Here is a 22,790-nt window from a genome sequence, read left to right as displayed (position 1 = left end):
TGAAGGTGGAAAGGTTGCCGCTGCCGTCATAGGCGTAACCAATGCTGCGGCTGCCATCTCCCACGGCGGTGATGCGTCCCGAAACGTAGGTGAACGTCAGGGTGCGGCCCAGGCTGTTCTGCACCTGGGTGAGGTTGTCGCCGGTATATGTATACTTGACCTGCAGGCCGTTCGCATGGTTGTAAGTGGCGATCTTCCCCGCAGAATTGAAGTTGAGCTTGTCGCGGTTGACTGTCTCGTAGGTATAGGTGCCATCGCCGTTCTTGATCAGCCTGACGGAATTGGCGGGAGGGGGATTGTAAGTGCCATCCGGCAGCTTGACGAAAACCTCGCCGTTCAACCCCTGGCGCACGATCACGGTATTGTCGAGCAGCTGGTCGCCGAACCAGCGCTGGCCCAGCGTGGCGATGACCATCTTGTCCAGGGGCTTCGCCGTATCGGAGAGCAGATCGAAAGAGACCATTTGCTCCACCAGGGTCGTCACCGCATCCAGGGCCGAATCCTCGCCCATGCCCTGGAAGCCGTCGCTGCTCACGAAAACACTGGAGGCAAGGTTATGGCTCCAGCCCTTGCCCAGGGGACCCGCCTGGGCACGCGCGCCCGAGCTGTAGGCTCTTTGCAGGATGAGCGCATGCGGAGGGCTTCCCACCCCCACACCGATGTCGTCATTGGCATACAGGTAGTTGCCCTTGACCATGTCGATGGGGTCGCCAAAACTCCTGCCGGTGGAATAGGTCAGCGCCGGCGGACTCCAGGAATTGTTCAGGGTGTTGCCGACGTAGGGTGCCGGCAATTGACGCGACGACGAGAACCCGCCTGCGAGATTGCCTTCTATGATTGCGCTGATGCGCACGCCGCTTGGTGGAAACGTCGAATCAAGGAATAATGGTCAGATCGGAGACACGATTCCCTGCCGCGTCGTAGATATACACGACCGACCCGGACAATGCCGGGGTGCTGAACGAAGCAAAGGTGAGCCCCAGGAACATCAACTTGCACATGCGGGAAATAGCCCCACCTCTGGGTATCCAGCCATAAGTCGCCCCAGTCAGAAATTTCATGTCGTTTCTCTCCGATGAAAATGCGGTTTCAGATGACTTGCAGACTGCCTATCCATACAATTAACTCATGCTGAGCAGTAATTTGAGAGTAAACGCTTATCATTCGCAATTGTCAAGTTTATCTTGATCCTCGTATACGGATCACATCTGGACTTGACGCAAACTTGCGTGGACTTGGCCGGAAACCGACGGCATTGGATAGCGTGGATTATCATGTGCGCAAAAGGCCGCGCTCGCTCCATCCGCGCCTCGTGGCGGCCCATTGCCACCGATATCTGCCTTGCCCGCGGTAGCGTATAATCGGGGTAGCGGCGGGTGTAGCTCAATGGCAGAGCAGAAGCTTCCCAAGCTTACGACGAGGGTTCGATTCCCTTCACCCGCTCCACTTCGACTTTCCAGGGCCTTCCACCGAACGCCAGGGAACGTCGCAAGTCATTGTCAGGATTGAGGATTTTCACCAAGCCTCGATCCACTGACATCCAGCAAAATCCACTGGCAGCCAGCTCAAACTGGTACAAAAAGTGGCCCAAACAATGCGCGAGCTTCCCTTGCCGCATTGTTGCTGGAGGAGCTGGCGTTAGAAGGGAACGATTGCATTCAACTCGCCTTCTGGAGTTGGACATATGCTCTCGGACCTCATGGCTCGGCAAGCCAAGGCCACCGGCAAGCCGTACTCGCTTGCCGATTTCGACGGCCTTTACCTCTACGTCTCCGCCATCGGCAGCAAGGTATGGCACTTCCGCTATTCCTGGCTGGGCAAGCGTGAGCGCATCACGTTTGGCGGCTATCCGGCCCTCTCCTTGAAACAGGCTCGCGACTTGCGTGAAGAGGCGCGGTCGCTGCTGGCCAAGGACATCAACCCGCATTCGGAACGCAAGCGCAAACGCCACGTGATTGTCCTGGCGGGCGAGCACACCTTCCAGGCCATCTACGACAAATGGCTGGCCCACCGCAGCCTCTCTCTGGAAAATGAGGGCCGCCAGAGCACGCCCAAACAGATCGGGCGCGTCTTCGCCAAGGATGTGTTTCCCGTATTGCGCCACCTGACCGTCTACGACGTCACTCGCGCCCACCTGCTGGACATCATCGGCAGAGTGGAAAAACGTGGCTCGCTGTCGGTCGCCGAGAAGCTGCGCACCTGGTTCAGCCAGCTATTCACCTACGCCTCGGTGGTGGTGCCCAACATGGGCGACAACCCGGCCAAGGATTTGGATGTGGTGGCGATGCCGCTGCCGCCGGTGGAGAACAACCCCTTTTTGCGCATGCCCGAACTGCCGGCAATGCTGCAGACGTTGCGCAAGTACAGCGGCCGCCTGAATACGCAACTGGGTCTACGTCTGCTGCTGCTCACGGGCGTGCGCACCGGTGAATTGCGCTACGCCACGCCCGATCAGTTCGATCTGGAGCGCGGTCTGTGGATCATCCCGGTTGTCAGGCTCAAGCAACGCAAGCAGCTCACCAAGAAGAAGCGCCAGCGTTTCGCCGACATCCCGCCGTACATCGTGCCACTGTCGTTGCAGGCACAAGAAGTCGTTCGTCATCTGCTGGGAAATCTGAAGCCAGCGCAGGTCTATCTCATTCCCGGTGATTGGTGCCTGAAAAAACCTCTCAGCGAGAACACGCTCAATGGCGCGCTCAAGCGCATGGGCTATGAAGATCAGCTCACTGGGCACGGCGTTCGCGCCACCATATCGACCGCGCTCAATGAATTGGGCTATCCGCCCAAGTGGGTAGACGCCCAACTCTCGCATGCCGATCCGGATCGGATCAGCGCGACCTACAACCACGCCGAGTACGTCGAGCAGCGCCGCGTCATGATGCAAGACTGGGCCGACCGCCTGGACTTGTTCGAGCAGAATCAGGTCGAAGTTGCCAGCACGCACCTGACCATCACGCTGCAGGGTCTGCCCACGATTGCCGGACAGGCGGCAGCGCAGCCGCCCGCCATGAATCCAAACGCCCCTCAGTTGATCGTTGCGCCTGCACCGGATGCGCCAGCGGTTCCAGCTTCCGTCTATCGACTTTCGGCGGTGCATCTGCCCGAGTACGCGCGACCCACGCTGTCAGAGGTGCAGCGCGAGCGCTTGCAATTGCTGGAGATGTTCGAGGCATCCCACAACCTGTCGGTGGCCGACTACGCCAAGCTGGTTGGCAAGTCCCGCCGCTGGATCACTTACGAGATTCAGGCTGGCAATCTCCTGTCGATCCATCTGGGTCACCGTGGACAGCGCGTCCCGGACTGGCAACTCGACCCCATCAAACGCAAGCTGATTCAGGCTGTCCTGAAGCTGGTGCCGCGCGGCATCGACACCTGGCACATCTATCACGCACTGCTGCGGCCATACGATGCCCTGGGCAAGTGTCCAGTCATCGAGGCAGTCGATCCGACCAACCTGCATCTTGCAGCTCGACTGGTCGCCGCACATGCCATAGAAACCGATGAGCTTGCAGAGCAATCGGAAGTATCTCCGGTGCTGGCCAGGCAGACTGTAGAGCGCCTGGTAAAAACGGCAATGTTGGTTGATACGCCCGAAGATCTGGTCGCCCGTTGAGCTGAGGCCGGACGGCAGCCCGTCCGGTCAAGGTCCAAGCAGGGAACCAATAGGTCGATCGTTGCATGACCACCCGCCAACTCGCGATTTCCAAGTATTGGCAGGCAGTGTTTAGCGTCGAATCTGCGCTTGGCAGTCACCATAGGCGACTTCTCTGTGATGCTATCTCGCTATATCAGTATCCTGATCGGATATGACGCCAGCGGATTTCCGCAGCCAATCCCAAGCCCCGATCAATAGATTCCGACCGCTCGCAGTTTTTTCAACCCGCTGCCGTATCAGACCATACCGATACGGTTTTGCGTGAACCGCCACTTCTCACGATCCTGATAGCGCAAGCGTCACTGTCGAGCCGCGACGGACGCTCGCTTTTCTTGTGCTCAATGGATTTTTGTACATCGAGCACACAACGCCTACTCGTTGCGCGAACTGATCAGAAGTAATCAAAAGCGGGCGTCATCACTCGCGTCTTGCGCGGACAACAGGCCGACCATGGGGACGGCTGCAAAAGCAGTCGGCCCTGTAGTTCTTCTCCTGGAAGGAGACGGAGCATGCACGAGAACAAAAATGATGCACCAACATCAAAGGTGTTCTACCGCCCGCTCGAAGCGTCCATCCGCTGGGCCGGACTGCTGCGATACGAGCAGGTGATTCTGGCTTCGGTCTCGTCGCCGATGAATCTGCCGCAGTCGCTGGACTGCCCACGTTTGGGCGAACTGCGGCTGTACACCGACCGCATCTATGACGGCATCCTCAACGGGGAACTGCCCTTCGGGCAGCACGGCATCACGACGCGCGACACCACGTTGATCGAATCGCCTGATCTGACGGTGCGCCATGTCGATCTGAAGTGCTGGATGCGCCAGCACTACCCCGAGCAGCGGCCCGGCTTTCTCTTCTCCCGCAGCGAGCGCATCACCCATCCCTTCATCTCTCTGGAAACAGGGCAAGCCATGCTGGTCGAACGCCAGGCTTTGAAATCCGTCCTGGAACAGACCAAACGTCAGCTTCGCGAGTTGCAGGACAAGCATGACGCGCTGCTCAAGCAGCCCACGGTGATTCCGGCATGCGCGCAGTGTCCGATCAGTGATCGAGCCGAGGCCACCTACCTGAACATCGTTGGCGGCCTGTTGGAGCTGATGCTCGGCCAGTCGCCATCGGGCACGCCGTACTCCAGCTTCAAGACGCAGGAGGCCGTGGTCAGCGCGCTGGTCGCCCATCACAGCGGCGCCATGGGCATCGCGGAGCGGACATTGAACGGTAAGTTTGCCACCGCCAGGCGCCGGCTGCGTAGCGCCTCCCGCTGAGATTTGCCAGCTTGTATGTGCAGTCGCGGAGATTGCATTTGCAATGTCTTTTCGCAGCCGTGTCTATTGAATAGAGGTCACGCCAACAAACGCCGCTGAGCGTTCAGGAGTGACTGCCATGTCGCAAACATCTGTACTGCAGCCAAACGAGCGCCGCATCCTGCGCTTGGAAGAAGTCGAAGCGAAATCCGGTTTCAAGCGCGCCCACATCTACAACCTGATGAAGAAACGCCAGTTCCCGCAGGCCCTGCGTCTGGGTGTGCGCGCCGTAGGCTGGGACTCCATCGAAATCGATCAGTGGATCGACGAGCGCGTCAACAACCGGGCCTGACCCGTTCTCCCGCGGACTTTTCATCTTGACACGGAGAACGCCATGCAGGTCGTATCCATCATTTCAACCAAAGGTGGGGTCGGCAAGACCACCACCGCTGCGAACCTCGGCGGTCTCGCTGCGGACGCCGGACTGCGCGTGCTGCTGCTCGACCTCGATGTGCAGCCCACCTTGTCCTCATACTATGAGCTGGCTCACCGCGCGCCGGGCGGTATCTATGAATTGCTGGCCTTCAACGAGCGCGACCTCGACCAGCTTGTGTCCCGCACGATCATCGCGGGCCTGGACTTGGTGCTCTCCAACGACCACCGAGGCGAACTGAACACTTTGCTGCTGCACGCGCCGGACGGGCGCTTGCGGCTGCGGCATCTGCTTCCGGCGCTCAATCCCCTCTACGACCTGGTGCTGATCGACACCCAGGGCGCGCGCTCGGTGCTGCTGGAGATGGCGGTGCTGGCCTCCGACCTCGCACTGTCACCCGTGACCCCGGAAATTCTCGCCGCCCGCGAGCTGCGGCGCGGCACCATGCAGTTGCTGGAGGACATTGCACCGTACCGGCAGCTGGGCATCGCGCCGCCGCCGCTGCATCTGCTCATCAACCGCGTCCATCCGGTGTCCGCCAACGCCCGCCTGATCCAGCAGGCGCTGCGCGATCTGTTCCAGGACCATGCTGACATCCGTGTGTTGGCTACCGACGTGCCGGCCATTGAGGCTTATCCGCGTGCTGCTACGCGCGGCCTGCCGGTGCATCGGGTCGAGTACCGCCAGCCAGTGGGCAGAGTCGCTCCCGCCGCGCTCGCCACCATGCGCGATCTTGCCGGCGAATTGCTCCCGCAGTGGCAGGATCGATTTGCCGCAGTGTCCGGCCGTCCGCCACAGCCTCTTGATACCAGGAGGCCCCATGGCCAACGCACATGAACTGGCCCGAGGTCACAGCCGGCTGCGCGCCCTGATCGAGTTCGCCGTGGACGAAGGCTGGCACGTCAAGCGCACGGCGGGCGGTCACCTCAAGTTCACCAAGTCAGGCTGCGCCGCGATCTACACCAGTTCGACGGCCAGCGATCACCGGGCAGCCCTCAACGCCCGTGCGCAGATCCGTCGCGCCGAGCGCGAGACCCGATCCCAAGCGCAGGGGGGCGGCCATGACTGAGATCACTTCCCAGCAGATGGCCGGCAAACTGCTTGCGTCCGGGTTCGAGCGCAGCGGCCCGTCAGCAACGACCTTGAGCGACCCGATCGCCGACACGCCCATGGTCGTGACGCTCGACCAATTGCGCCCCTACGACCACGACCCGCGCAAGAAGCGCAATCCGGTGTACGAGGAAATCAAGGCATCCATCCGCGAACGTGGCCTGGACGCGGCTCCGGCCATCACCCGGCGGCCCGGCGACGATCACTACATCATCCGCAATGGCGGCAACACGCGACTGGCAATCCTGCGCGAACTTTGGTCGGAGACCAGGGACGAACGTTTTTTTCGGATCTCATGCCTGTTCCGCCCATGGCCCGAGCGTGGCGAGATCGTCGCGCTCACCGGGCATCTTGCGGAAAACGAACTGCGCGGTGGCCTCACCTTCATCGAGCGCGCTTTGGGCGTCGAGAAAGCGCGCGAATTCTACGAACTGGAAAGCGGCTCCACCCTGAGCCAGTCCGAGCTGGCCCGCCGCCTGGCCGCCGACGGATACCCCGTGCAACAGTCGCACATCAGCCGGATGGCCGACGCGGTACGCTACCTGTTGCCCTCAATCCCGACCGTGCTCTACGCCGGCCTGGGGCGTCACCAGGTCGAGCGGTTGTCGGTCATGCGCAAGGCCTGCGAGCGCACCTGGGCGCATTACGCCAAAGGCCGCTCACTGGTTCAGGACTTCGACGAGTTCTTTCAGGAAGTGCTGTCGCAATTCGATGTCCAGGCCGACGAGTTCTCTGCGCAGCGCGTACAGGACGAGCTGATCGGCCAGATGACCGAATTTCTGGACGTCGATTACGACGTGCTCGCTCTGGACATGACCGAATCCGAGAGCCGCCAGCGTGCCTTGGTCAGCGAGCCGACGCCGCCCTCGTCACCGCCTGCCTTGCCAGAGCCAGAGGCCATCGCGCGCCCACCTGCCAATACCGCGCCACCTGCCACGAGGCCGACGGCAACGCCCTCGACGGACGAGAGCGACGCGGATGACAGTCATTCGGGCGCGGTCAGTCCGGCAGCAGATGGTGACCTGCTTCAGAAGCACATTGTCTCCCCGGCGCCGACAACCGAACGGCTTGAGTTCATCCAGCGCATGGTCGCCGACCAGTTGGGCGATGCACTGCCGCACGACTTCTCGGCGAATGTCTTGCAGTCCATCCCAGTGCAGGCTGGCGGGCTCTATCCGATCTCGGATGTCTGGTACATCGCCCCCGGCCTGGACACACCCGGGCACCTGCGCATCCACGTCGCGCAGTTTGCCCGCGAGATTGCGGTCGAGGTAGACCTGGGCGAGTGCATCGATGACCGCCCAGACGGCATCGGCTTCGCCTGCCGTGCTCGCACCACCGACCCTGCGCCGCTGGGCCGTGCCGTCCATGCGTTGTTGGCTTGCCTGGCCGGTCAGCAGCCCGCCGACGTCGGTCTGGACAACGGGCAACTCGTCATCGACCTGCCGGCGCTGCTGCACGGCCAGGGTGACGTAACCCGACGATTGAGCGACACCGCGCTGGTCAAGCTGTTCCGCCTGCTGCGACTGGCCCGCCGCCTGCTCGATCTCGAAGCCGGCGCTGCGGACTCTGGAACCTAAGCGAGGGAGGCCAGCATGTCCACAGCACACCCACTCAACCAGGCTGTCATTGCCCAGGCCCTCTATGACCTGCGCAATGGGCAACTGCGCCGCTGCAAACTGATGGGGTTTGGCGAGGCAGAGTTGGACGCCCTCAAGCATCCCGCGCTGATCAGCGTGCTGGCCAACGCCAACGTCTCGTGGTGCTCAGTGACGGTCAACCGCGAAGTGCTGCGGCGGCTGCTCCAGCAGGCACAGGACGTGGAGAAGGAAATCGCCACAGTCGATCGCATGCTCAGACTGGGCGCGAGCACCGAGATGGTCAGCAAGTTCTATGGCTTGACGCATCAGGAAGTAGCGCTTCGCCGTGAAATCCTCGGCCTGCCCAAGCGCAAGGGTCGGCACCCCGTGCTGGACGAGGAGCAGGACACGGAGCTGTGGCGGCAATGGAAGGCCGTGACCAACAGCAGAACCGTCGATCTCGAAGACGAAACCTCCATCCTCGATGCCGCCATGGACTTGGCCGAAGGCATGTCGCTGCCTCTGTCGGTAGTCTGGGCCTCGATCAAGGGCTGGGTCGATCAGGGATTGGCTTGAGTCATGGCCGTGGACGAACCCGCATCACGAGTCCGACGCCAAGGCCCCATCGCACTGGCAGCACTGTTCGATGCTGCGCTGAAAGACCTTGCCCCCAAGCCCGCCCCCAGCGCACCTGCGTCTACACCTGCACAGTCGCCCACGCCCACCTCCGGCGATGCTTTCCTGTTCAGTGGCAACCGGCACGAGACGGTGCCACGCAAGTTGTTCCTTGACCGCCGCTTGACACCGCTGGAACGAAACGCCTGGCAAGTGTTCCGGCTGATGCTCAACGACGATGGCGTGACTGCATTTCCCACCTACGAGCAGTTGCGACCCTGGCTGGCGTCCATGCCCTGCGCGGGCCAAGCCTCGCATGAAACCGTAGCACGGGCGCTGACACTGATGCGCCTGACCCGCTGGCTGAGCCTGGTTCAGCGACGGCGTGACCCCAAAACCGGCCGCATCCTCGGCAATCTGTACGTGCTGCACGACGAGTCCCTGACACCGTTCGAGGCCATGCAGCTCGACCCCGACTACCTGCAACTCGTCAGCCAGGCGCTCGGCCATTCTGCCAAGGCCGTGCAGATCGTGGGCCTGCACACGCTCAAGGAAATCGGTGAAGACCCATTACTGGCCGGACGCACCCTCCCGTCACGGTTGCAGGTGATGGCCGAACGTCTCGCCAACCAGGACTTTACGGCCAGCGATAGTTATCCACAGGAAGACGCCATTCACGATTCCGAAGAAGGGGTTCCGAGCCTTCTTCGGAATGGCGAACGCCCCTCTACGGATTCCGAAGCAGAGCCGAAACCCGCGCCAGACGTCTCTCTTCGGAATCCGAAGCAGGGCCGTACAGTACGTAGTAGTTGTATTAATGAAATACGTACTACTGCGCAGGCGCGCGCGCTGGACGATCTGCAATGGCCCAAGCGCTTTGCGCAACTGAAGGCGGAACAGCAGGCGGGTGCCAAGGTGGCACTGCAGCAGGTTGATGCCTCGCTGAGGCAGGACGTGCTGGACGAATGGGCCGCGCGTTGTAGCAACCACGGCATCCGCAATCCCGCTGGGTATCTATTCGGCATCATCCAGCGAGCCATCCACGGCGAGTTCAATGCCTGGGCCAAGAAAGACTCGCCACCGGCACCCGCTCCGCCAAACGAACGGCCACCACCCACATCGTCGGCCCAAACGCAGGGTAAGCCGGTGCCTCCAGAAGTCGCCAGGCAGCACATCGAGCGGTTGCGAGATCTGCTCGCCAGCAAGTGAGCCGGCTGACAAGGCCGTGAAGTGGACGCCCATGGATGCCAATAGAGCTATCCCCTGGGGATAGTTCCACCGTTGGGGCGGATGCCGTGCAGTCGCAAGCCTGGCCTCGAACATCTGCAGCAGCATCGGCGTTGTCCACCCTGATCCCGACGTGCAGCGTTCGTTGGCGCTCCATGGAGCTATCCCCAGGGGATAGCTCGCGCCGCAGGCGGCCACCACGCGCTGAACCGGGGTCTGGCAGGTTTCGGTTTGTTGACTGACGGCCTTCCGCTTCCTGCCGAAGCTGACCGCTCCTTTCCACACAACGAGCGGACACCATGGCAACCAATGAACCACTGCAACTGAATCTCGGCTCCCTACGCAGCGCGATGTCGCTGACGCTTCACACGCACCACGCTTCGCGCATCTGGCATGGCCGTGCCGCCGCCGAGGGGCGACCGGGCATCGTTGGCCTGAACGGCTACATCGCCCAAATGAACAAGATGCGGCGCGGTTCGGAACAGGACGACCCGTACTCGGATTGGTGGATGCTGCGCATCGAGGTCAAGCTCGACCAGACCAAGACCACGCTGCAATCGCTGTGCGAGCAGGTGGATCAGGCGCTGGCGAGCGTGCCGCCGGCACTCAGCTTAGGCGAAAACCTCAACGTCCAGCCCGTCAAGCTGCCGCTGTTCGTCAATGCGCAGTTGGGCTTTGCCGCGGTGTATCTGCTCGCCGACTACGACGACATCGCCCGCAAGCTGATCCTCGCACACCACACGGCACTGATCGATCGCTCGACGCTCGAACGCTGGCTCAACGAAGGCGCGCATGTACTGCGCAGTCTTTTCAGCCTGGCCCAGCAGTACCGCTATTCGGGCTGCACCCGCGACGACTTTGCCTCCAAGAATGCGGCTGCGCGGGCTGCGCTGGAGAAATTCGGCGAGTTGCCGCAGGACGTGCTGGAAGGCACGCGCCGCTCGAAGTTCGCTCCGCCCATCGTGCGCCGTGGCCTGCAGCAGCGTGGTGACGGTCCTGCCGCAGCCGCATCCCCCAGCGACGAGGCCGCCGCCAGCGAGGCATCCGAAGCGACGGCCGGCGAGGACGAGCAGGCATGAGCGACCCGAACTGCGACACCCGCTACTTCCGTCCTCTGCAACAGACAGCCTTCATGCGGCTGGAACACGCAGGCTCTCAAAAAGGCCTTTTAAAGCCCTTTAAAGGTAAAGGGGACTTGGAGGCCTGGGCCAGCCAGTGCTTCGCCATGCGCGACGAGTTGATTGGCTTGGCACAGCGACAGGTGCTGCAACAGGCAGCCGGGCATCCCTTCCATCTGCTGCCCGTGGAGCTGGCCCAACAGGCAACTGGCGCGGGAACGACGTTCCTTCGCTGGCGCAGGCACGACCGCTCGGCCATGGGCGTGGCCCTGTGGCAGGAACTGATGGCGAGCACCAGCACGCCGGTCAACCTGCTGGCCGACCTGCACGCGATCGAGCTTCAGCGCATCACGCTGAACATGCAGATCAGCTTGTTGCACACCTTGGGCAGGCAGGCCCAGGAGTGCGCCAGCAAGGCCGCCGAGGCGGAAGACGCCTACCTGCGCCGGCTCAAGTCCACCCCACCCGCGCTGCGCGATCGGTGATCGCGCGGGGCAACCCAGCACGCGCCCGTCACCGACCAGGTGCGGGTATTTCAACCACCACGGAGATTGCAACATGAGCACGCATTTTTCTGGCGAGGGCAACATCGGTTCGCCCCCCGAGTACCGGGAGTTCCCCAACGGCAACGACGAGCCGCGGCGCTTGCTGCGGCTGAACGTGTATTTCGACAACCCCGTTCCCACCAAAGGCGGCGACTTCGAGGATCGCGGTGGCTTCTGGGCGCCCGTGGAAATCTGGCACCGCGACACCGCGCACTGGAAAAACCTCTACCAGAAAGGCATGCGCGTGCTGGTCGTTGGCCGCATGGAGCGCGAGCCCTGGACGGACAACGAAGATCAGCCGCGCGAGACCTGGCAGATCAACGCGCGCAGCGTCGGCATCCTGCCGTTCCGCATCGAGTCTGTGACCCTCAGCCCGAAGCTGCAGGATGCGGAGGCAAAGTCCCAGGCCGCCCTGGAACCGGCTGTGCCAAAAGAGCCGCGACGTAGGAAGTGACCCGGCATGGGCCGGCCACTGTTCGCAGCTCCATGCACCCGTGAGCTATCCCCAGGGGATAGCTCCATCTACGTCCACCGGCTTCCACGCGCTCCTGAAAATCGCGGCTCCCGGCCCGCACACCCCGGCTGCACGTTATCTCCGCCCGAGCCCTTCCATCCCGTGAAAGTGGTCGCCACCGCTTGCGACTTGTTTGCTGCTGCCCCTGGTGGTGCTCGGCATCCTCGATTCCAGCAACTCAATGAACCACGGAAATCGGATGGACGGACATGCGGCTGTTCTTGTGCGAGAAGCCCTCCCAGGGCAAAGACATTGGCCGGATTCTCGGCGCGACGCAGCGCGGTGAAGGCTGTCTCAGCGGCTCCGGCGTCACCGTCACCTGGTGCATCGGTCATCTCGTAGAAGCGGCAGCCCCCGAAGTCTATGACGCGGCGCTCAAACGCTGGTCGCTGGAGCAGTTGCCCATCATTCCCCAGCAGTGGCGGGTCGAGGTCAAACCCAAGACCGCCACGCAATTGAAGGTCGTCAAAGCGCTTCTGGCGAAGGCGACCCATCTCGTCATCGCCACCGATGCCGACCGCGAGGGCGAGCTGATTGCCCGTGAGATCATCGACCTGTGCAGCTACCGTGGTCCCATCGAGCGCTTGTGGCTATCGGCACTCAACGATGCGTCGATCCGCACCGCACTCGGCAAGCTGCGGCCGTCGTCCGATACGCTGCCGATGTATTACTCGGCGCTGGCACGTTCGCGGGCAGACTGGCTCGTCGGCATGAACCTCAGCCGTCTTTTCACTGTGCTCGGGCGGCAGGCTGGCTACGACGGCGTGCTGTCAGTCGGACGTGTCCAGACTCCGACCCTGAAGCTGGTCGTGGACCGCGACCGCGAAATCGCGGCTTTCAAGTCGGTGCCGTTCTGGGGCATCGACGTGTCTCTGTCCGCAGAGGGTCAGGCTTTCGCCGCGCTGTGGGTTGCGCCCGATGACTGCACCGACGACGCCGGTCGTTGCCTGCAACAACAGGTCGCCCAGCAGGCGGCGCAGCAGATTCGCGCTGCGGGCAGTGCCCAGGTGGTGTCGGTCGAGACCGAGCGCGTGCGCGAAGGCCCGCCGCTGCTGTTCGACCTGGGCACCCTTCAGGAGGTCTGTTTCAAACAGCTTGGGCTGGACGTACAGGAAACGCTGGAGATCGCCCAGGCGCTGTACGAGACCCACAAAGCCACGACCTACCCACGCTCGGACTCCGGCTACCTGCCCGAAAGCATGTTCGCCGAGGTGCCCGCCGTCCTGGACAGCCTGCTAAAGACCGACCCGTCGCTGCGCCCGATCATGGGTCAGCTCGACCGCTCCCAGCGTTCGCGCGCCTGGAACGACGGCAAGGTTACGGCGCACCACGGCATCATTCCGACGCTCGAACCGGCGAACCTCTCTGCTCTGAGCGAGAAGGAGCTGGCGGTGTACCGGCTGATTCGGGCGCATTACCTGGCGCAGTTCCTCCCGCACCACGCGTTCGACCGTACCGTGGCTGAGTTTTCCTGCGGCCAGCAGATGCTGGTGGCCACCGGTAAACAGGTGGTCGTCAAGGGTTGGCGTCTGGTGCTGGCCGAGCCGCAAGCGGATGAGGACGGCGACGCCGCAACGCGCAGCCAGGTGCTGCCCCCGCTGCGTGAGGGCCTGGCGTGCCAGGTGGCCGAGGTCGAGATCAAGGCGCTCAAGACGATGCCGCCCAAGCCCTATACCCAGGGCGAACTGGTCAAATCGATGAAGGGCGTTGCGCGTTTCGTAACCGACCCGCGTCTGAAACAGAAGCTCAAAGACACAACGGGCATCGGCACCGAGGCGACGCGGGCCAACATCATCAGCGTGCTGATCGCCCGTGGCTACATCGTGAAGAAGGGCCGCTCCATTCGCGCATCGGATGCGGCGTTCACGCTGATCGACGCCGTGCCCGCAGAGATTGCAGACCCCGGCACCACAGCGGTGTGGGAGCAGGCGCTCGACATGATCGAGGCCGGACAGCTCACCCTGGACGTATTCCTCAGCAAGCAGGCCACCTGGATTTCGCAGTTGATCGCGCAGTACGGCAGCATGTCCCTGTCCATCAAGCTTCCCCATGGGCCAGCATGCCCGCAGTGCGGCGCACCGACGCGCCAACGCACCGGCAAGAGCGGTCCATTCTGGTCGTGCAGTCGCTACCCTGACTGCAAAGGCACGCTGCCGGTCGAATCCGGTCCGCCCAAGCGTGGCGCTTCGCGCTCGCGTAGCAGCAGCCGCAAAGGCGCCTGACCGACTCCGTTTCCCGTGGGCCGCACCCTGTTTCAAAGGCGTGGCCCGTGTCCCGCACGCCCCTGCGGGTCGCCCAGCGCGCAACGCCTTCTTGTTCGTGTGCGCGTCCCGTCCAGCCGTCCCCGGCTGCGGGACCTGAAGGTAGCTTTTCCGCGAACCGTCTCCCGCGTGTTCTGCTGGTCTGTGTTTCTCCCGCCAACTGCGAAGGGTCCCCCGATGGCTTGCCTGGCCGCGCGAGCCACCCGGAGACCCTTTGTGGTCAGCGGTATTCAGTGCCGGTGCCCACCGGCGCAAAAACGGGCTCCCTTTGTGCGCGGATGTGCGCCAGACGATGCCGGCCCCAACCACGACATGGGCCGGGTGTGATTGCTGATGAGCAGACGGTTCGAGCGACGACCGGGCCTGCAACAGCCCACGGGTGGTTACTCCCTCCCGAGCCGAAGGTCAGCGAGCCTTCGGCACCTTTATCTCGCCGATCAACGTTCCGACAGGATCACACGCTAAGGTCTTGAAAAATTGACTGTTCCGTGCGAAGTACCTCTTGAAACTGAGTGCAACGCACCCCATATAGCGTAGATCACCACAAACCACAGGGAGCTCATGTGGAGGAGACGAAGCCCTTTAGGGTCCTATGTCTTGACGGTGGCGGCATGCGCGGCGCTTACCAAGCCGCCTACTTGGCCACCTTCGCCGAGCGCATCAGTGAAAAGTTGAAGCTGCAAGGCCCTCTCGACGTCGGATCGGCCTTCGACCTTGTCGTCGGCACGAGCACGGGCGGAATCGTGGCCTGCGGGCTTGCAGCTGGCGTGCCGCTGACGCAGATGCAAGAACTCTACGCCAAGGCGGGAAAAAAGATCTTCCCGCTGCAGTGGGTCCGACCGATGCCCATCTTCGGCAAGCTCGTTCGCGCGTTCGGCATCGGCACCATCTGCGGAGACCGGGCCCTGCGCAAGACACTGACCGGCACGCTGGGGGATAGCACCATTGGGTCGGTCTACGACGACCGCAAGATTGCCTTGGCGGTGCCGACGCTCGATCTGGCCCGTCATGCGGCAGTCGTGTTCAAGTCTCAGCACCTGAAGCGCCTGAATGGGCGAGACAATAAGCGCACCCTCGTCGATGTGTGCATGGCCACCAGCGCGGCGCCCATCCTGCGCTCGATGGCTCGCCTGCAGGAGCCAGGTGGCTCCGGCGCGACCGCAACTTATGTCGACGGCGGCCTCTGGGCGAACAACCCCGGCTTGATTGGCATGATGGAGGCGACCGAAATCCTAAAGGATCGCGGTGAGAACCGCCCCATCCACCTCTTCATGTTGGGCACGTTGCCTTCCCAGGGTGGCGAGGAAATCCACTGGTGGCGGCATCGCGCCGCCTGGGGCTGGGGCTTCGGGCTCAAGGCCATCTCGGCAAGCCTGAATGCGCAAGCCGTCGGATACGACTACCTCACCAGCAAGATGGCCGAGATGCGTGGCGATTGCAGCTTCGCCTATCGACTTCCGGCTCAGTGCCCGTCCAACGAGCTGCGTGACTACCTGACCAACATGGACGACGCTCGGAAAAAGGTGCTCAACGCGCTGGTTCGCCAGGCGATCTCGGATGTCGATTTCGCGTTCGCTTCGACAGCCACCGAGATGCAGGAATTTCGTTCCACCCTGGCCACCGCCAGACCTCACCCATCGGCCACCAACCAGGAGCAGAACACCAATGGCTGAAATTGACTGCCACAGCGAGATGACCAACTTCCATCGGGATAACGTAACGCTCTCGAAGAAACAACAAAGTGAGATGCGCACGCGCCGAGACGCGGGTCGCACGCGCCTGGAGAACGGCCTCAACGAAGCCAAGAGGCCGCAGCCCAAGGAGGTTCGGTCGCAAGGGTCGTACCAGATGCGCACCATGGTGCAAGACGACGACAACGACTACGACATCGACGACGGGGCTTACTTCGCGTCCGACGATCTCAAGGATGACGCGGGCGTTGCGCTAACACCGAAGGCTGCGCGCCAACGGGTGTGTGATGCGCTGGTGTGGGATGGCCGCCTCAAGCAGGAGGCCACCGTCAAGCGCAACTGCGTCCGGCAGGTCTACGCTGCGGGCTATCACATCGACATCCCGGTGTATCGCATCGTCACCACCAGAGACAAGAACGACGATCCGGTGGAGCACTACGAGCTGGCAAGCGGTGATGAGTGGACACGCTCTGACGCTCGGGCGGTGACCCGCTGGTTCAACGGCCTAGTGGGCGAATTGAATGCCGGCGAGTCAGACGGCAGCCAGATGCGACGCGTCACTAAGTTGAGCAAGAAGTTTGCACGCCGAGTGGATTGGAAAAACAAGACCACCAGCGGGATTAGCATCACCAAGCTGGTCGTCGATCACTTCCAGTTCAGCGCCGATCGCGATGACAAAGCGTTGCGCGAAACGTGGAAAGCCATCGACAAGAAGTTGCAGAAATCTGTCGAGATCGACCATCCCGTACTGGCCAACAAGCTGGCGCAAGCGGGTGACGAAGCGGTCACCTTTTTCCGCGACTGCTTGAGCGGTGCGCTTAAGACGCTGGAGGTGCTGGACAAGTCCGATTGTTCCCGCAAGCAGGCGCGGGAAGCCTGGGACGACGTGTTCGACACTGACTTCTTCACGAAGCAACCGGACAACAACGGTGACAGTAGTGACGGTAAAGGCTCAGCCATGGCAATCACGTCGATCGAGACCGCCCGGCGCAACGATGGTGGCGGGAGGTTCGGCTGAGAACCGAGGCAGAACGCGCCCTGACGGCGGGTGAGATCGAAGCTGGCCTTGAGCAGCAACGCCCGGGCCAGTGGCAGCGTCTGACTGCAGCCCAACTGGACAAGCTCCAAAAGGGATTCGCTGCTGGTTGGCAGGTGAAAATCCCCGCTGGTTCGCTGGAACTGAAAACAGTCGACCACCTGGTGCTGGCCGTTGACGCTGCATTTCCCAACTCGCAGCCCCGGATCTTCGCGCCCGCGGCGGGCAGCGACTATAGCTGGCCGCACGTCGAACAGGCCGGGCTGCTGTGCTTGAGGTCCAGCAGGAACTCCGCGCCGATTGCGGACCGGGTGGAGATGCATCTGCGTGATGCGCAGGAACTGCTCAACTTTTCGAAGCCCAAGCGGCGCGAGGAGTTCGAGCGGGAGTTCACGGCCTACTGGTCGCATCGCGCCACGAACAGTGCTGACCGAGCGCGGGTGTGGAGCCTCGTCACCCCGGGTCAGGAGACACGAGAAGTAGCGTACTTCTTCGATGCCAGGTCGAATCGTCATGTGATCGCCGACGACAAGGAGGCACTCAAGCGTTGGCTGCACAACACCGGCGCTAATCCAGGTGACAAGCAGATCTACCCGACCTGGCTGTTCCGTCTGTCGCAGCCCTGGACGCCGCGAGAGTTTCCGGAGACCGGCGACCAGATCACCAAGTTGCTCCCGAAAGACATGGTGCGCAAGTGCCTGGAACCTGGGCTGCTGTCCCCGTTTCTTTTCGAGGTTGTCACCCAAACCGGCACCGCGTTTGCGGCCGTGGTACTGCGAGGTGCCGAGCGTCGCGATGTGATGCGCGGATTCCGGCATATGTCGAAGGTGCCGCCGGCACGAATCATCGACTCCTATGCGAAACGGCCTGTCGAGCGCTGCAAAGTTGCGCGCGTCGACGGCGCATGGATTCACGGCCGAGATCACCCTTCGAGCTATGCCCTGGTCAAGAACCGCAAGGTGGCCATCATCGGCTGCGGCGCCATCGGTGCAGCAGTGGCGCGACTTCTTGCGCAGGCCGGTGTGGGCGAGCAGATCTTCATCGACGGGGACAGTTTGACGACGGCCAATATCTCTCGGCATCCGCTGGGCACGTCCCACGTCGGTTTCAACAAGGCTTCCGCGCTGCAGGATCATCTGCGACGCGAGTTTCCGCACCTGACGTTCGATCACGCCTTTCGACGCCGTTTCGAATCGCTCACCACAAAGGATCTCGAAAATCTAGCCGGCACCGACCTGATCATCTCGGCAGGCATCGACTTCGATGGTGAGGCTGCGCTGGACCGTTGGCGGCGAAGCCTGGCACGTCCCCCAGCCCACCTCAGCACCTGGGTGGAGTCTTATGCCGCTGTGGGGCATGGCGTCTTACTCTACGGCCGGGCGTCGATCCTGACAGGCTTTGACGGCGAGGAACGACCGAATTTCCGTCTAACGGATTGGCCTGATGAATCCGGTGCCCTCATCGTCGAGGCGGGGTGCGGCAACAGTTTCCAACCCCACGGCGTAATCGATTTGCACCCGTCGGTCGGGATGGCGGCCGGGCTGGCACTTGATACGCTGCTGGACAAGGTGCCTGCCTCGTGCCGCCGGGTGTGGATGGGTGATCCTGCAGTGGTCGAAGCCAACGGCGGCATACCAAGAGAAAACTTCACCGACCGGATGACGGTGCGTGAGTTTGCCTGGCAATGATCTGTTCGTTTGCAAAGCCGATGCCCAAGCGCTCAATCATCGGGCATCTCGCCGACACCTCTCAAGCTCTTTCGATTGCCCGACTGGCCTTGCTACACGTCAGCCGACACCGTCAGTCCACCCCTTGGGCGACCGAGGCTGGCGGCCAGCTGTTCGGCACGCTCAATGCCGAACAGGTCTGCGTGATCGAGGCCTCCGGCCCGTATGCTGGTGACGAGCGCTCTAGGTATCGCTACCGCTCCAATCCCGTTGCCGCCCAGCGAGCGATTGAAGACCGACACAAGCGGGGGCTGCTGTACCTGGGCGAGTGGCACACGCACGCCGAAGACTACCCCAGCGCGTCGGGACTCGACGACGACGCCATGCGCCGCCTGATCGCCAGTTCGCAGCTGAACAGCAACGCGCTGCTGATGATGATCGTGGGTCGGGCACGAAGCACAACAGGTCTCGCGGTGTGGAGCGTCTCCAGTGAAGCCGCTCATCAATGGATTCTCAGCGCGAGCCCAGAGGAAACCTGACATGGGCATCGGCGTCACGCTTGTTCTTGCCATGATCGCCACCTCCCGACGTATGTGCTGCTCAGACTGGGTTGTCCTGGCATAGTCGCCCGGGTATTCGTCAGACCGGGAGCGACTACTTTTGCGCGCTGCCGGCACTCACCAGTCAAGCTCAAACGGCAGCAATCAGCCTCCGCCAGACAGCTTCCAATTTCAACTGATCCCTATAGCCGGACCCTGCCAGCTATGACCAGCAGGCTGAGCGATCAATCCGGGCTGGGTCGAATGCCGTTTTCCAACTGACGCAGCGCGGCCCCCGCACGAAGCTGCCCGCATGTTCGCTGATTCGTCAGCACATGCCCGCAGCCATGGGTTTCAGGCTGCCGCGGGTTCTCCCCGCGTAACCCGCCAGTCCGTATCGCATCAAGTCTGCGGACGTGCGTCCCCGTGACGCCGATGCTTTTTATCCACCGCGTGCGGGAGCTGCCATTCCGTGAGGGACAAGGCCTCGCTTTTTCAAGGAGCCTACCCATGTCCCACAAAGCCTCTTTCGGCCAGTTGGCCTTGACCTATTGCGGCAAGTTCCTGCCGCTCGAAGTCCTGCAAAGCGCCGCCGGCCACTACATCGGCACGCGCGATACCGAAGGTCCCGTTTCGCGGGAATCGCACGAATACTTCCGCAGCCATGCGGCGGCTCAACGTGCCCTCGAAAGAGGCGGCTGGTCCCAGCTCGCCATTCCCTGATCCAACTGGAGGAATCACGCCATGAATCAACTGCTGCCGCAGGACGTCGTCGATCAGATCATGCGGGAAGAGCAGCATTTCGCTGCCGCGCCCCAAGCCTTCTTCGAGGCCTGGAAGCGTGGTGCCGAGATTGCTGGTCCCGAGTGGTTCGGCGACGGCACCCGTGAAGGTCTGAACCAGGCCAAGAGCAAGTGGGATCTGCGTCCCAACATGCTGCTGCTCAATGATGCCCTCAGCGTCCTGAGCAGCGGCGAACGCATGTTCCTGTCCGCCATGGTCAGCTTCTACAACGCGCGCGAGGGCGGTGCCATGCTCAAGCGCTGCCACTTCGACGGGCTGTCGGACTTCGACGGTCTCGACCTGCAACGCCGCAAGGTCATCGCCGACTTGATGGTGAACTACAGCGGCTGGTGAGCCCGTTTCCGGCACACCCCCGTCTTTTCGTTCCCCACGAGGGACATGCGCCCACACGGCCATGTCCCTCGATTTCCTTTCCGTAGCCCAGCGTAAAGCGGCTGAATCAAAGCCAACGATCAGCGCCGACTGACGCATTTTCCCTTTTCAACCCACCGGGTCCAATTCCCGGTGGCGGGAATTGGCTCCATTATTCAATCTGGAGCGTTCCCATGTCTCAGAATCCCAATCCCTTTGTTCGCGGCTACTGGAACTTGAAAATCGTCCGCATGCTGTGCATCAGCTACGAGGACGGAAGCCCGCATGTCTGGCGAAATATCCACCCGAGCCAGCAACATCTTTCCGACCAGGAACTGATTTCATCTTCCTGCATCGTCACCAGCGATTTCGCGGTGGTCACGAACGGCTCTGAACCTATAAGCGCCGAGGTGCTGGCCGAATGCGATGCCGATGAGGGCGTTAACGGCGATGGCGTGATCGGTGCCGTGGTCTATGCCATTCATGGCGAGGACTTCGACGGTCGCCTGATCCACGTCGGTGACAGCTATTCGGTCGAGGCCGCGCGGGAAATCGTGCAGCGCCTGAGTTTCGAGACCGGCTACTACAGCCGCTGCTGGGAAATCAGCAGCGCGCACATCAGCCAGGAAACCGGCCAGTACCTCGCCAATCTGGCGGACCTCGCCACGCCGGAGGCCTTTTTGTTCATCGCCTTTCGGGTTCCGTACAGCCCGGCGATCGGCGTCAAGCTGATCTCAACGCCCTGGACGGACCAGAACCTGGAGCACGCCGATGGCATCACCGCCGAGCAGCTTCGGCAGGAGCACCGCAGCAAGGGCATGCCAGACGACCTCGCGAAAATCCTGGAACTGGCTGGCCAGGCCGAAGTGCGCATCCTCATCCTCGACGCCGACGCGCCCGTGTTGCCGGGCTTGCCGCTGGCCGAGTCCTAGCAAACACACCACGAGCCCACCTTCCTCTTTGCCCTCCATGCCAGCCCGTCTCCTTTCTAGGAGCCGGGCTGGTCCAATTTCATAGGAGCACTTTATGTTCCCCGACCTCATCTCGCCCGCACGCGACTTCGAGCATCAGCTTGGAGCCTGCGTCAACGCCATGGGCCAGGACGACGCCATCGGCCAGATCTTGGTATTCGAGCGCTTGAGTGGCACGCTGCACATGCGCCATATCGCCAGCGCCGATCTGGCCGACACCGACATTGACGACTACGAAATGGTCGTTTTCGACGGTGGCAACACCGGCGGCGACACGTGGAAGCACGTGTTCTTTCCACGTCAGCGCGAACACTACTTCGTGTACCAAGCCTGACCACCCAGCCCCTTTCGAGGGGCCTTTTCTTGTCCCGGCGCAGGAAAGCGGGTGCGGCGCGGTGCGGTTTGCTGAGCGCAGGCCGCTCACTCAAGGGCCATCCTTACCCTATGTTCGTCGGCGTTGCCGACTCATGCCCAGGCAGCCATGACCTTCAAGGCTGCAAGCGCGGGAAACCGTGCTGGTTGTTTCTTCCTACGGACGCATCGCGCCCATTCACCCACAAGGGACCTCTCCCTTGCGGGCGGGAGTCCCTTGTTCTTCCTCAAGGAGATTCACATGGATCGCTCTCTCATCAAGACCCTGATGCCTTCGCTGGTCGCAGGCCATGTGCCGCGCAACGTGCGGTCGTTCAAGTACCGCGTGTTCGATGATCAACCACAGTCCTCGACACTGGGCTTCGTCATTGATCCCCAGCCCTTCGACGGCAAGGTGGTAGCAGCCAGCGAAGACGCCATTGTCGTCAAGCTCAAGCCCAGCGAGTTCGCGGTACTCGATCCCAACCTGGTGACCACCGTTCCCAGCGAGGGCACCAAGGTGCATGTCCAACCCTATGTCCGTCGCCGTTTCGACGGCCTGCGTGCGGACACGCCAGAAGAGCGCACCGAGATGATGTCCGACGGCACTCCCTACACCGTCAAGACACACGTCCTCGGCTCCGCGCCGGCCAAGCTGCCCATTCCCGAGCCGCAGTGCTTGGAACTGGGTCAGCTCATCGAGCAGTTGGAGGAAATGCCGGCGCCCGACGGGTTCCGGCGCATCACCCACATGCTGGTCGATGCGGGCGCCCACGACTTCACCTGGGTCGATCCGAAGCCGTCCAGGATCATCGAAACGCCCCCGGCGATCAGTTTCACGGTTTCGACCGCGAAGTTCGCCGGCCAGGTGACGATCCTCTACCAGCGCGGCAGCGATACCTATGCGGTGGAGCTGCGCCGCGACGGCGAGTTGGTCGATCGGCACGACGAGGTGTACTTCGACATGCTCGGCGAAGTGCTGGAGCGGCTCATCGACGACGGACGCTGGCGTCTGATCGATGTGAGCGTGATCGGCGCGGAGACGTCCCGACGGCGCCGCGCTGTACCTGCGTGACAC

Annotated in this window: 23 protein-coding genes and 1 tRNA gene; 22 read left to right on the top strand and 2 right to left on the bottom strand. The window is 62.3% G+C overall.

The window, feature by feature from the left end; translation table 11 throughout:
- Both BT108_RS11655 and BT108_RS13600 read right to left on the bottom strand, forming a co-directional pair.
- Window positions 1–853, bottom strand: an 853-nt coding sequence (locus BT108_RS11655) for a DUF6531 domain-containing protein (protein ID WP_218184860.1), incomplete at its 3' end; no start/stop codon positions are given.
- Window positions 854–875: 22 nt separating this feature from the next.
- Window positions 876–1,061: a hypothetical protein gene (locus BT108_RS13600; protein ID WP_143142483.1), complete on the bottom strand. Its 186-nt coding sequence runs from the start codon at window positions 1,059–1,061 to the stop codon at window positions 876–878.
- A 311-nt stretch (window positions 1,062–1,372) separates the two neighbouring features.
- Here BT108_RS13600 and BT108_RS11650 point away from each other — a divergent pair.
- From BT108_RS11650 to BT108_RS11545, 22 genes are all read left to right on the top strand, one after another.
- A tRNA-Gly gene (locus BT108_RS11650) sits at window positions 1,373–1,446 on the top strand.
- Window positions 1,447–1,684: 238 nt separating this feature from the next.
- Window positions 1,685–3,613: a tyrosine-type recombinase/integrase gene (locus tag BT108_RS11645; RefSeq protein WP_072294748.1), complete on the top strand. Its 1,929-nt coding sequence runs from the start codon at window positions 1,685–1,687 to the stop codon at window positions 3,611–3,613.
- A gap of 551 nt (window positions 3,614–4,164) precedes the next feature.
- Window positions 4,165–4,920: a hypothetical protein gene (locus BT108_RS11640; RefSeq protein ID WP_003158603.1), complete on the top strand. Its 756-nt coding sequence runs from the start codon at window positions 4,165–4,167 to the stop codon at window positions 4,918–4,920.
- Window positions 4,921–5,038: 118 nt separating this feature from the next.
- Window positions 5,039–5,251, top strand: a complete 213-nt coding sequence (locus BT108_RS11635; RefSeq protein WP_003158604.1) for an AlpA family transcriptional regulator — start codon at window positions 5,039–5,041, stop codon at window positions 5,249–5,251.
- Window positions 5,252–5,293: 42 nt separating this feature from the next.
- Window positions 5,294–6,169 (top strand): ParA family protein, encoded by an 876-nt coding sequence (locus BT108_RS11630; RefSeq protein WP_003158605.1) that lies wholly within the window; start codon window positions 5,294–5,296, stop codon window positions 6,167–6,169.
- Window positions 6,153–6,401 carry a hypothetical protein gene (locus tag BT108_RS11625; RefSeq protein ID WP_072294747.1) on the top strand — a complete coding sequence of 83 codons (249 nt, stop codon included), beginning with the start codon at window positions 6,153–6,155 and terminating at the stop codon, window positions 6,399–6,401. Before BT108_RS11630 ends, BT108_RS11625 begins: the two co-directional genes overlap by 17 nt.
- Complete coding sequence (locus BT108_RS11620) at window positions 6,394–8,022, top strand: ParB family protein (RefSeq protein WP_072294746.1); 1,629 nt, start codon at window positions 6,394–6,396, stop codon at window positions 8,020–8,022. Before BT108_RS11625 ends, BT108_RS11620 begins: the two co-directional genes overlap by 8 nt.
- Before the next feature lie 15 nt (window positions 8,023–8,037).
- Window positions 8,038–8,598, top strand: coding sequence for a DUF2857 domain-containing protein (locus tag BT108_RS11615; protein ID WP_022579830.1), 561 nt, complete (start codon window positions 8,038–8,040; stop codon window positions 8,596–8,598).
- Between the two features lie 3 nt (window positions 8,599–8,601).
- Window positions 8,602–9,846, top strand: a complete 1,245-nt coding sequence (locus BT108_RS11610; protein ID WP_072294745.1) for an STY4528 family pathogenicity island replication protein — start codon at window positions 8,602–8,604, stop codon at window positions 9,844–9,846.
- Window positions 9,847–10,163: 317 nt separating this feature from the next.
- Window positions 10,164–10,943, top strand: coding sequence for a PFL_4669 family integrating conjugative element protein (locus BT108_RS11605; protein WP_072294744.1), 780 nt, complete (start codon window positions 10,164–10,166; stop codon window positions 10,941–10,943).
- Window positions 10,940–11,467, top strand: a complete 528-nt coding sequence (locus BT108_RS11600; protein WP_065985245.1) for a DUF3158 family protein — start codon at window positions 10,940–10,942, stop codon at window positions 11,465–11,467. The genes BT108_RS11605 and BT108_RS11600 overlap by 4 nt, the downstream gene beginning before the upstream one ends.
- Before the next feature lie 73 nt (window positions 11,468–11,540).
- A complete protein-coding gene (locus BT108_RS11595; RefSeq protein WP_072294743.1) occupies window positions 11,541–11,981 on the top strand; it encodes a single-stranded DNA-binding protein in 441 nt (146 codons plus the stop codon).
- Between the two features lie 269 nt (window positions 11,982–12,250).
- Window positions 12,251–14,263 (top strand): DNA topoisomerase III, encoded by a 2,013-nt coding sequence (locus BT108_RS11590; protein WP_072294742.1) that lies wholly within the window; start codon window positions 12,251–12,253, stop codon window positions 14,261–14,263.
- A 551-nt stretch (window positions 14,264–14,814) separates the two neighbouring features.
- Window positions 14,815–15,975 carry a CBASS cGAMP-activated phospholipase gene (locus tag BT108_RS11585; protein WP_369817130.1) on the top strand — a complete coding sequence of 387 codons (1,161 nt, stop codon included), beginning with the start codon at window positions 14,815–14,817 and terminating at the stop codon, window positions 15,973–15,975.
- On the top strand, window positions 15,968–17,011 hold the full coding sequence (locus tag BT108_RS11580) for a cyclic GMP-AMP synthase DncV-like nucleotidyltransferase (RefSeq protein WP_072294739.1): 1,044 nt from the start codon (window positions 15,968–15,970) through the stop codon (window positions 17,009–17,011). Before BT108_RS11585 ends, BT108_RS11580 begins: the two co-directional genes overlap by 8 nt.
- A 134-nt stretch (window positions 17,012–17,145) precedes the next feature.
- The gene (locus BT108_RS11575; RefSeq protein ID WP_072294738.1) at window positions 17,146–18,717 is read left to right on the top strand and encodes a ThiF family adenylyltransferase; all 1,572 of its coding nucleotides are present in this window, start codon (window positions 17,146–17,148) and stop codon (window positions 18,715–18,717) included.
- Between the two features lie 20 nt (window positions 18,718–18,737).
- A complete protein-coding gene (locus BT108_RS11570; protein ID WP_177257311.1) occupies window positions 18,738–19,235 on the top strand; it encodes a Mov34/MPN/PAD-1 family protein in 498 nt (165 codons plus the stop codon).
- A gap of 510 nt (window positions 19,236–19,745) precedes the next feature.
- Window positions 19,746–19,958 (top strand): hypothetical protein, encoded by a 213-nt coding sequence (locus tag BT108_RS11565; protein ID WP_003158617.1) that lies wholly within the window; start codon window positions 19,746–19,748, stop codon window positions 19,956–19,958.
- Window positions 19,959–19,979: 21 nt separating this feature from the next.
- On the top strand, window positions 19,980–20,372 hold the full coding sequence (locus tag BT108_RS11560; RefSeq protein ID WP_072294734.1) for a hypothetical protein: 393 nt from the start codon (window positions 19,980–19,982) through the stop codon (window positions 20,370–20,372).
- 212 nt (window positions 20,373–20,584) lie between these two features.
- The gene (locus BT108_RS11555; RefSeq protein WP_072294733.1) at window positions 20,585–21,322 is read left to right on the top strand and encodes a DUF5983 family protein; all 738 of its coding nucleotides are present in this window, start codon (window positions 20,585–20,587) and stop codon (window positions 21,320–21,322) included.
- 94 nt (window positions 21,323–21,416) lie between these two features.
- Window positions 21,417–21,695: a hypothetical protein gene (locus tag BT108_RS11550; RefSeq protein ID WP_003158620.1), complete on the top strand. Its 279-nt coding sequence runs from the start codon at window positions 21,417–21,419 to the stop codon at window positions 21,693–21,695.
- 279 nt (window positions 21,696–21,974) lie between these two features.
- On the top strand, window positions 21,975–22,787 hold the full coding sequence (locus BT108_RS11545) for a GTPase (protein WP_072294732.1): 813 nt from the start codon (window positions 21,975–21,977) through the stop codon (window positions 22,785–22,787).
- The last annotated feature ends 3 nt before the right edge of the window (window positions 22,788–22,790 follow it).

Source organism: Nitrosovibrio sp. Nv17, assembly GCF_900119085.1.
In the GTDB taxonomy this organism is placed as follows: Bacteria; Pseudomonadota; Gammaproteobacteria; order Burkholderiales; family Nitrosomonadaceae; genus Nitrosospira.
Note: the sequence above shows the minus strand (reverse complement) of the source record. Positions and strands in the feature narration are given on the sequence as shown.

Excerpts from the sequence above, each read along its gene's own strand:
- BT108_RS11590 (WP_072294742.1), top strand. The coding sequence starts at position 12,251 with ATGCGGCTGTTCTTGTGCGAGAAGCCCTCCCAGGGCAAAGACATTGGC.
- BT108_RS11605 (WP_072294744.1), top strand. The coding sequence starts at position 10,164 with ATGGCAACCAATGAACCACTGCAACTGAATCTCGGCTCCCTACGCAGC.
- BT108_RS11555 (WP_072294733.1), top strand. The coding sequence starts at position 20,585 with ATGTCTCAGAATCCCAATCCCTTTGTTCGCGGCTACTGGAACTTGAAA.
- BT108_RS11595 (WP_072294743.1), top strand. The coding sequence starts at position 11,541 with ATGAGCACGCATTTTTCTGGCGAGGGCAACATCGGTTCGCCCCCCGAG.
- BT108_RS11640 (WP_003158603.1), top strand. The coding sequence starts at position 4,165 with ATGCACGAGAACAAAAATGATGCACCAACATCAAAGGTGTTCTACCGC.
- BT108_RS11545 (WP_072294732.1), top strand. The coding sequence starts at position 21,975 with ATGGATCGCTCTCTCATCAAGACCCTGATGCCTTCGCTGGTCGCAGGC.
- BT108_RS11615 (WP_022579830.1), top strand. The coding sequence starts at position 8,038 with ATGTCCACAGCACACCCACTCAACCAGGCTGTCATTGCCCAGGCCCTC.
- BT108_RS11630 (WP_003158605.1), top strand. The coding sequence starts at position 5,294 with ATGCAGGTCGTATCCATCATTTCAACCAAAGGTGGGGTCGGCAAGACC.
- BT108_RS11570 (WP_177257311.1), top strand. The coding sequence starts at position 18,738 with ATGCCCAAGCGCTCAATCATCGGGCATCTCGCCGACACCTCTCAAGCT.
- BT108_RS11645 (WP_072294748.1), top strand. The coding sequence starts at position 1,685 with ATGCTCTCGGACCTCATGGCTCGGCAAGCCAAGGCCACCGGCAAGCCG.
- BT108_RS11635 (WP_003158604.1), top strand. The coding sequence starts at position 5,039 with ATGTCGCAAACATCTGTACTGCAGCCAAACGAGCGCCGCATCCTGCGC.
- BT108_RS11610 (WP_072294745.1), top strand. The coding sequence starts at position 8,602 with ATGGCCGTGGACGAACCCGCATCACGAGTCCGACGCCAAGGCCCCATC.
- BT108_RS11620 (WP_072294746.1), top strand. The coding sequence starts at position 6,394 with ATGACTGAGATCACTTCCCAGCAGATGGCCGGCAAACTGCTTGCGTCC.
- BT108_RS11550 (WP_003158620.1), top strand. The coding sequence starts at position 21,417 with ATGTTCCCCGACCTCATCTCGCCCGCACGCGACTTCGAGCATCAGCTT.
- BT108_RS11565 (WP_003158617.1), top strand. The coding sequence starts at position 19,746 with ATGTCCCACAAAGCCTCTTTCGGCCAGTTGGCCTTGACCTATTGCGGC.
- BT108_RS11560 (WP_072294734.1), top strand. The coding sequence starts at position 19,980 with ATGAATCAACTGCTGCCGCAGGACGTCGTCGATCAGATCATGCGGGAA.
- BT108_RS11580 (WP_072294739.1), top strand. The coding sequence starts at position 15,968 with ATGGCTGAAATTGACTGCCACAGCGAGATGACCAACTTCCATCGGGAT.
- BT108_RS13600 (WP_143142483.1), bottom strand. The coding sequence starts at position 1,061 with ATGAAATTTCTGACTGGGGCGACTTATGGCTGGATACCCAGAGGTGGG.
- BT108_RS11600 (WP_065985245.1), top strand. The coding sequence starts at position 10,940 with ATGAGCGACCCGAACTGCGACACCCGCTACTTCCGTCCTCTGCAACAG.
- BT108_RS11625 (WP_072294747.1), top strand. The coding sequence starts at position 6,153 with ATGGCCAACGCACATGAACTGGCCCGAGGTCACAGCCGGCTGCGCGCC.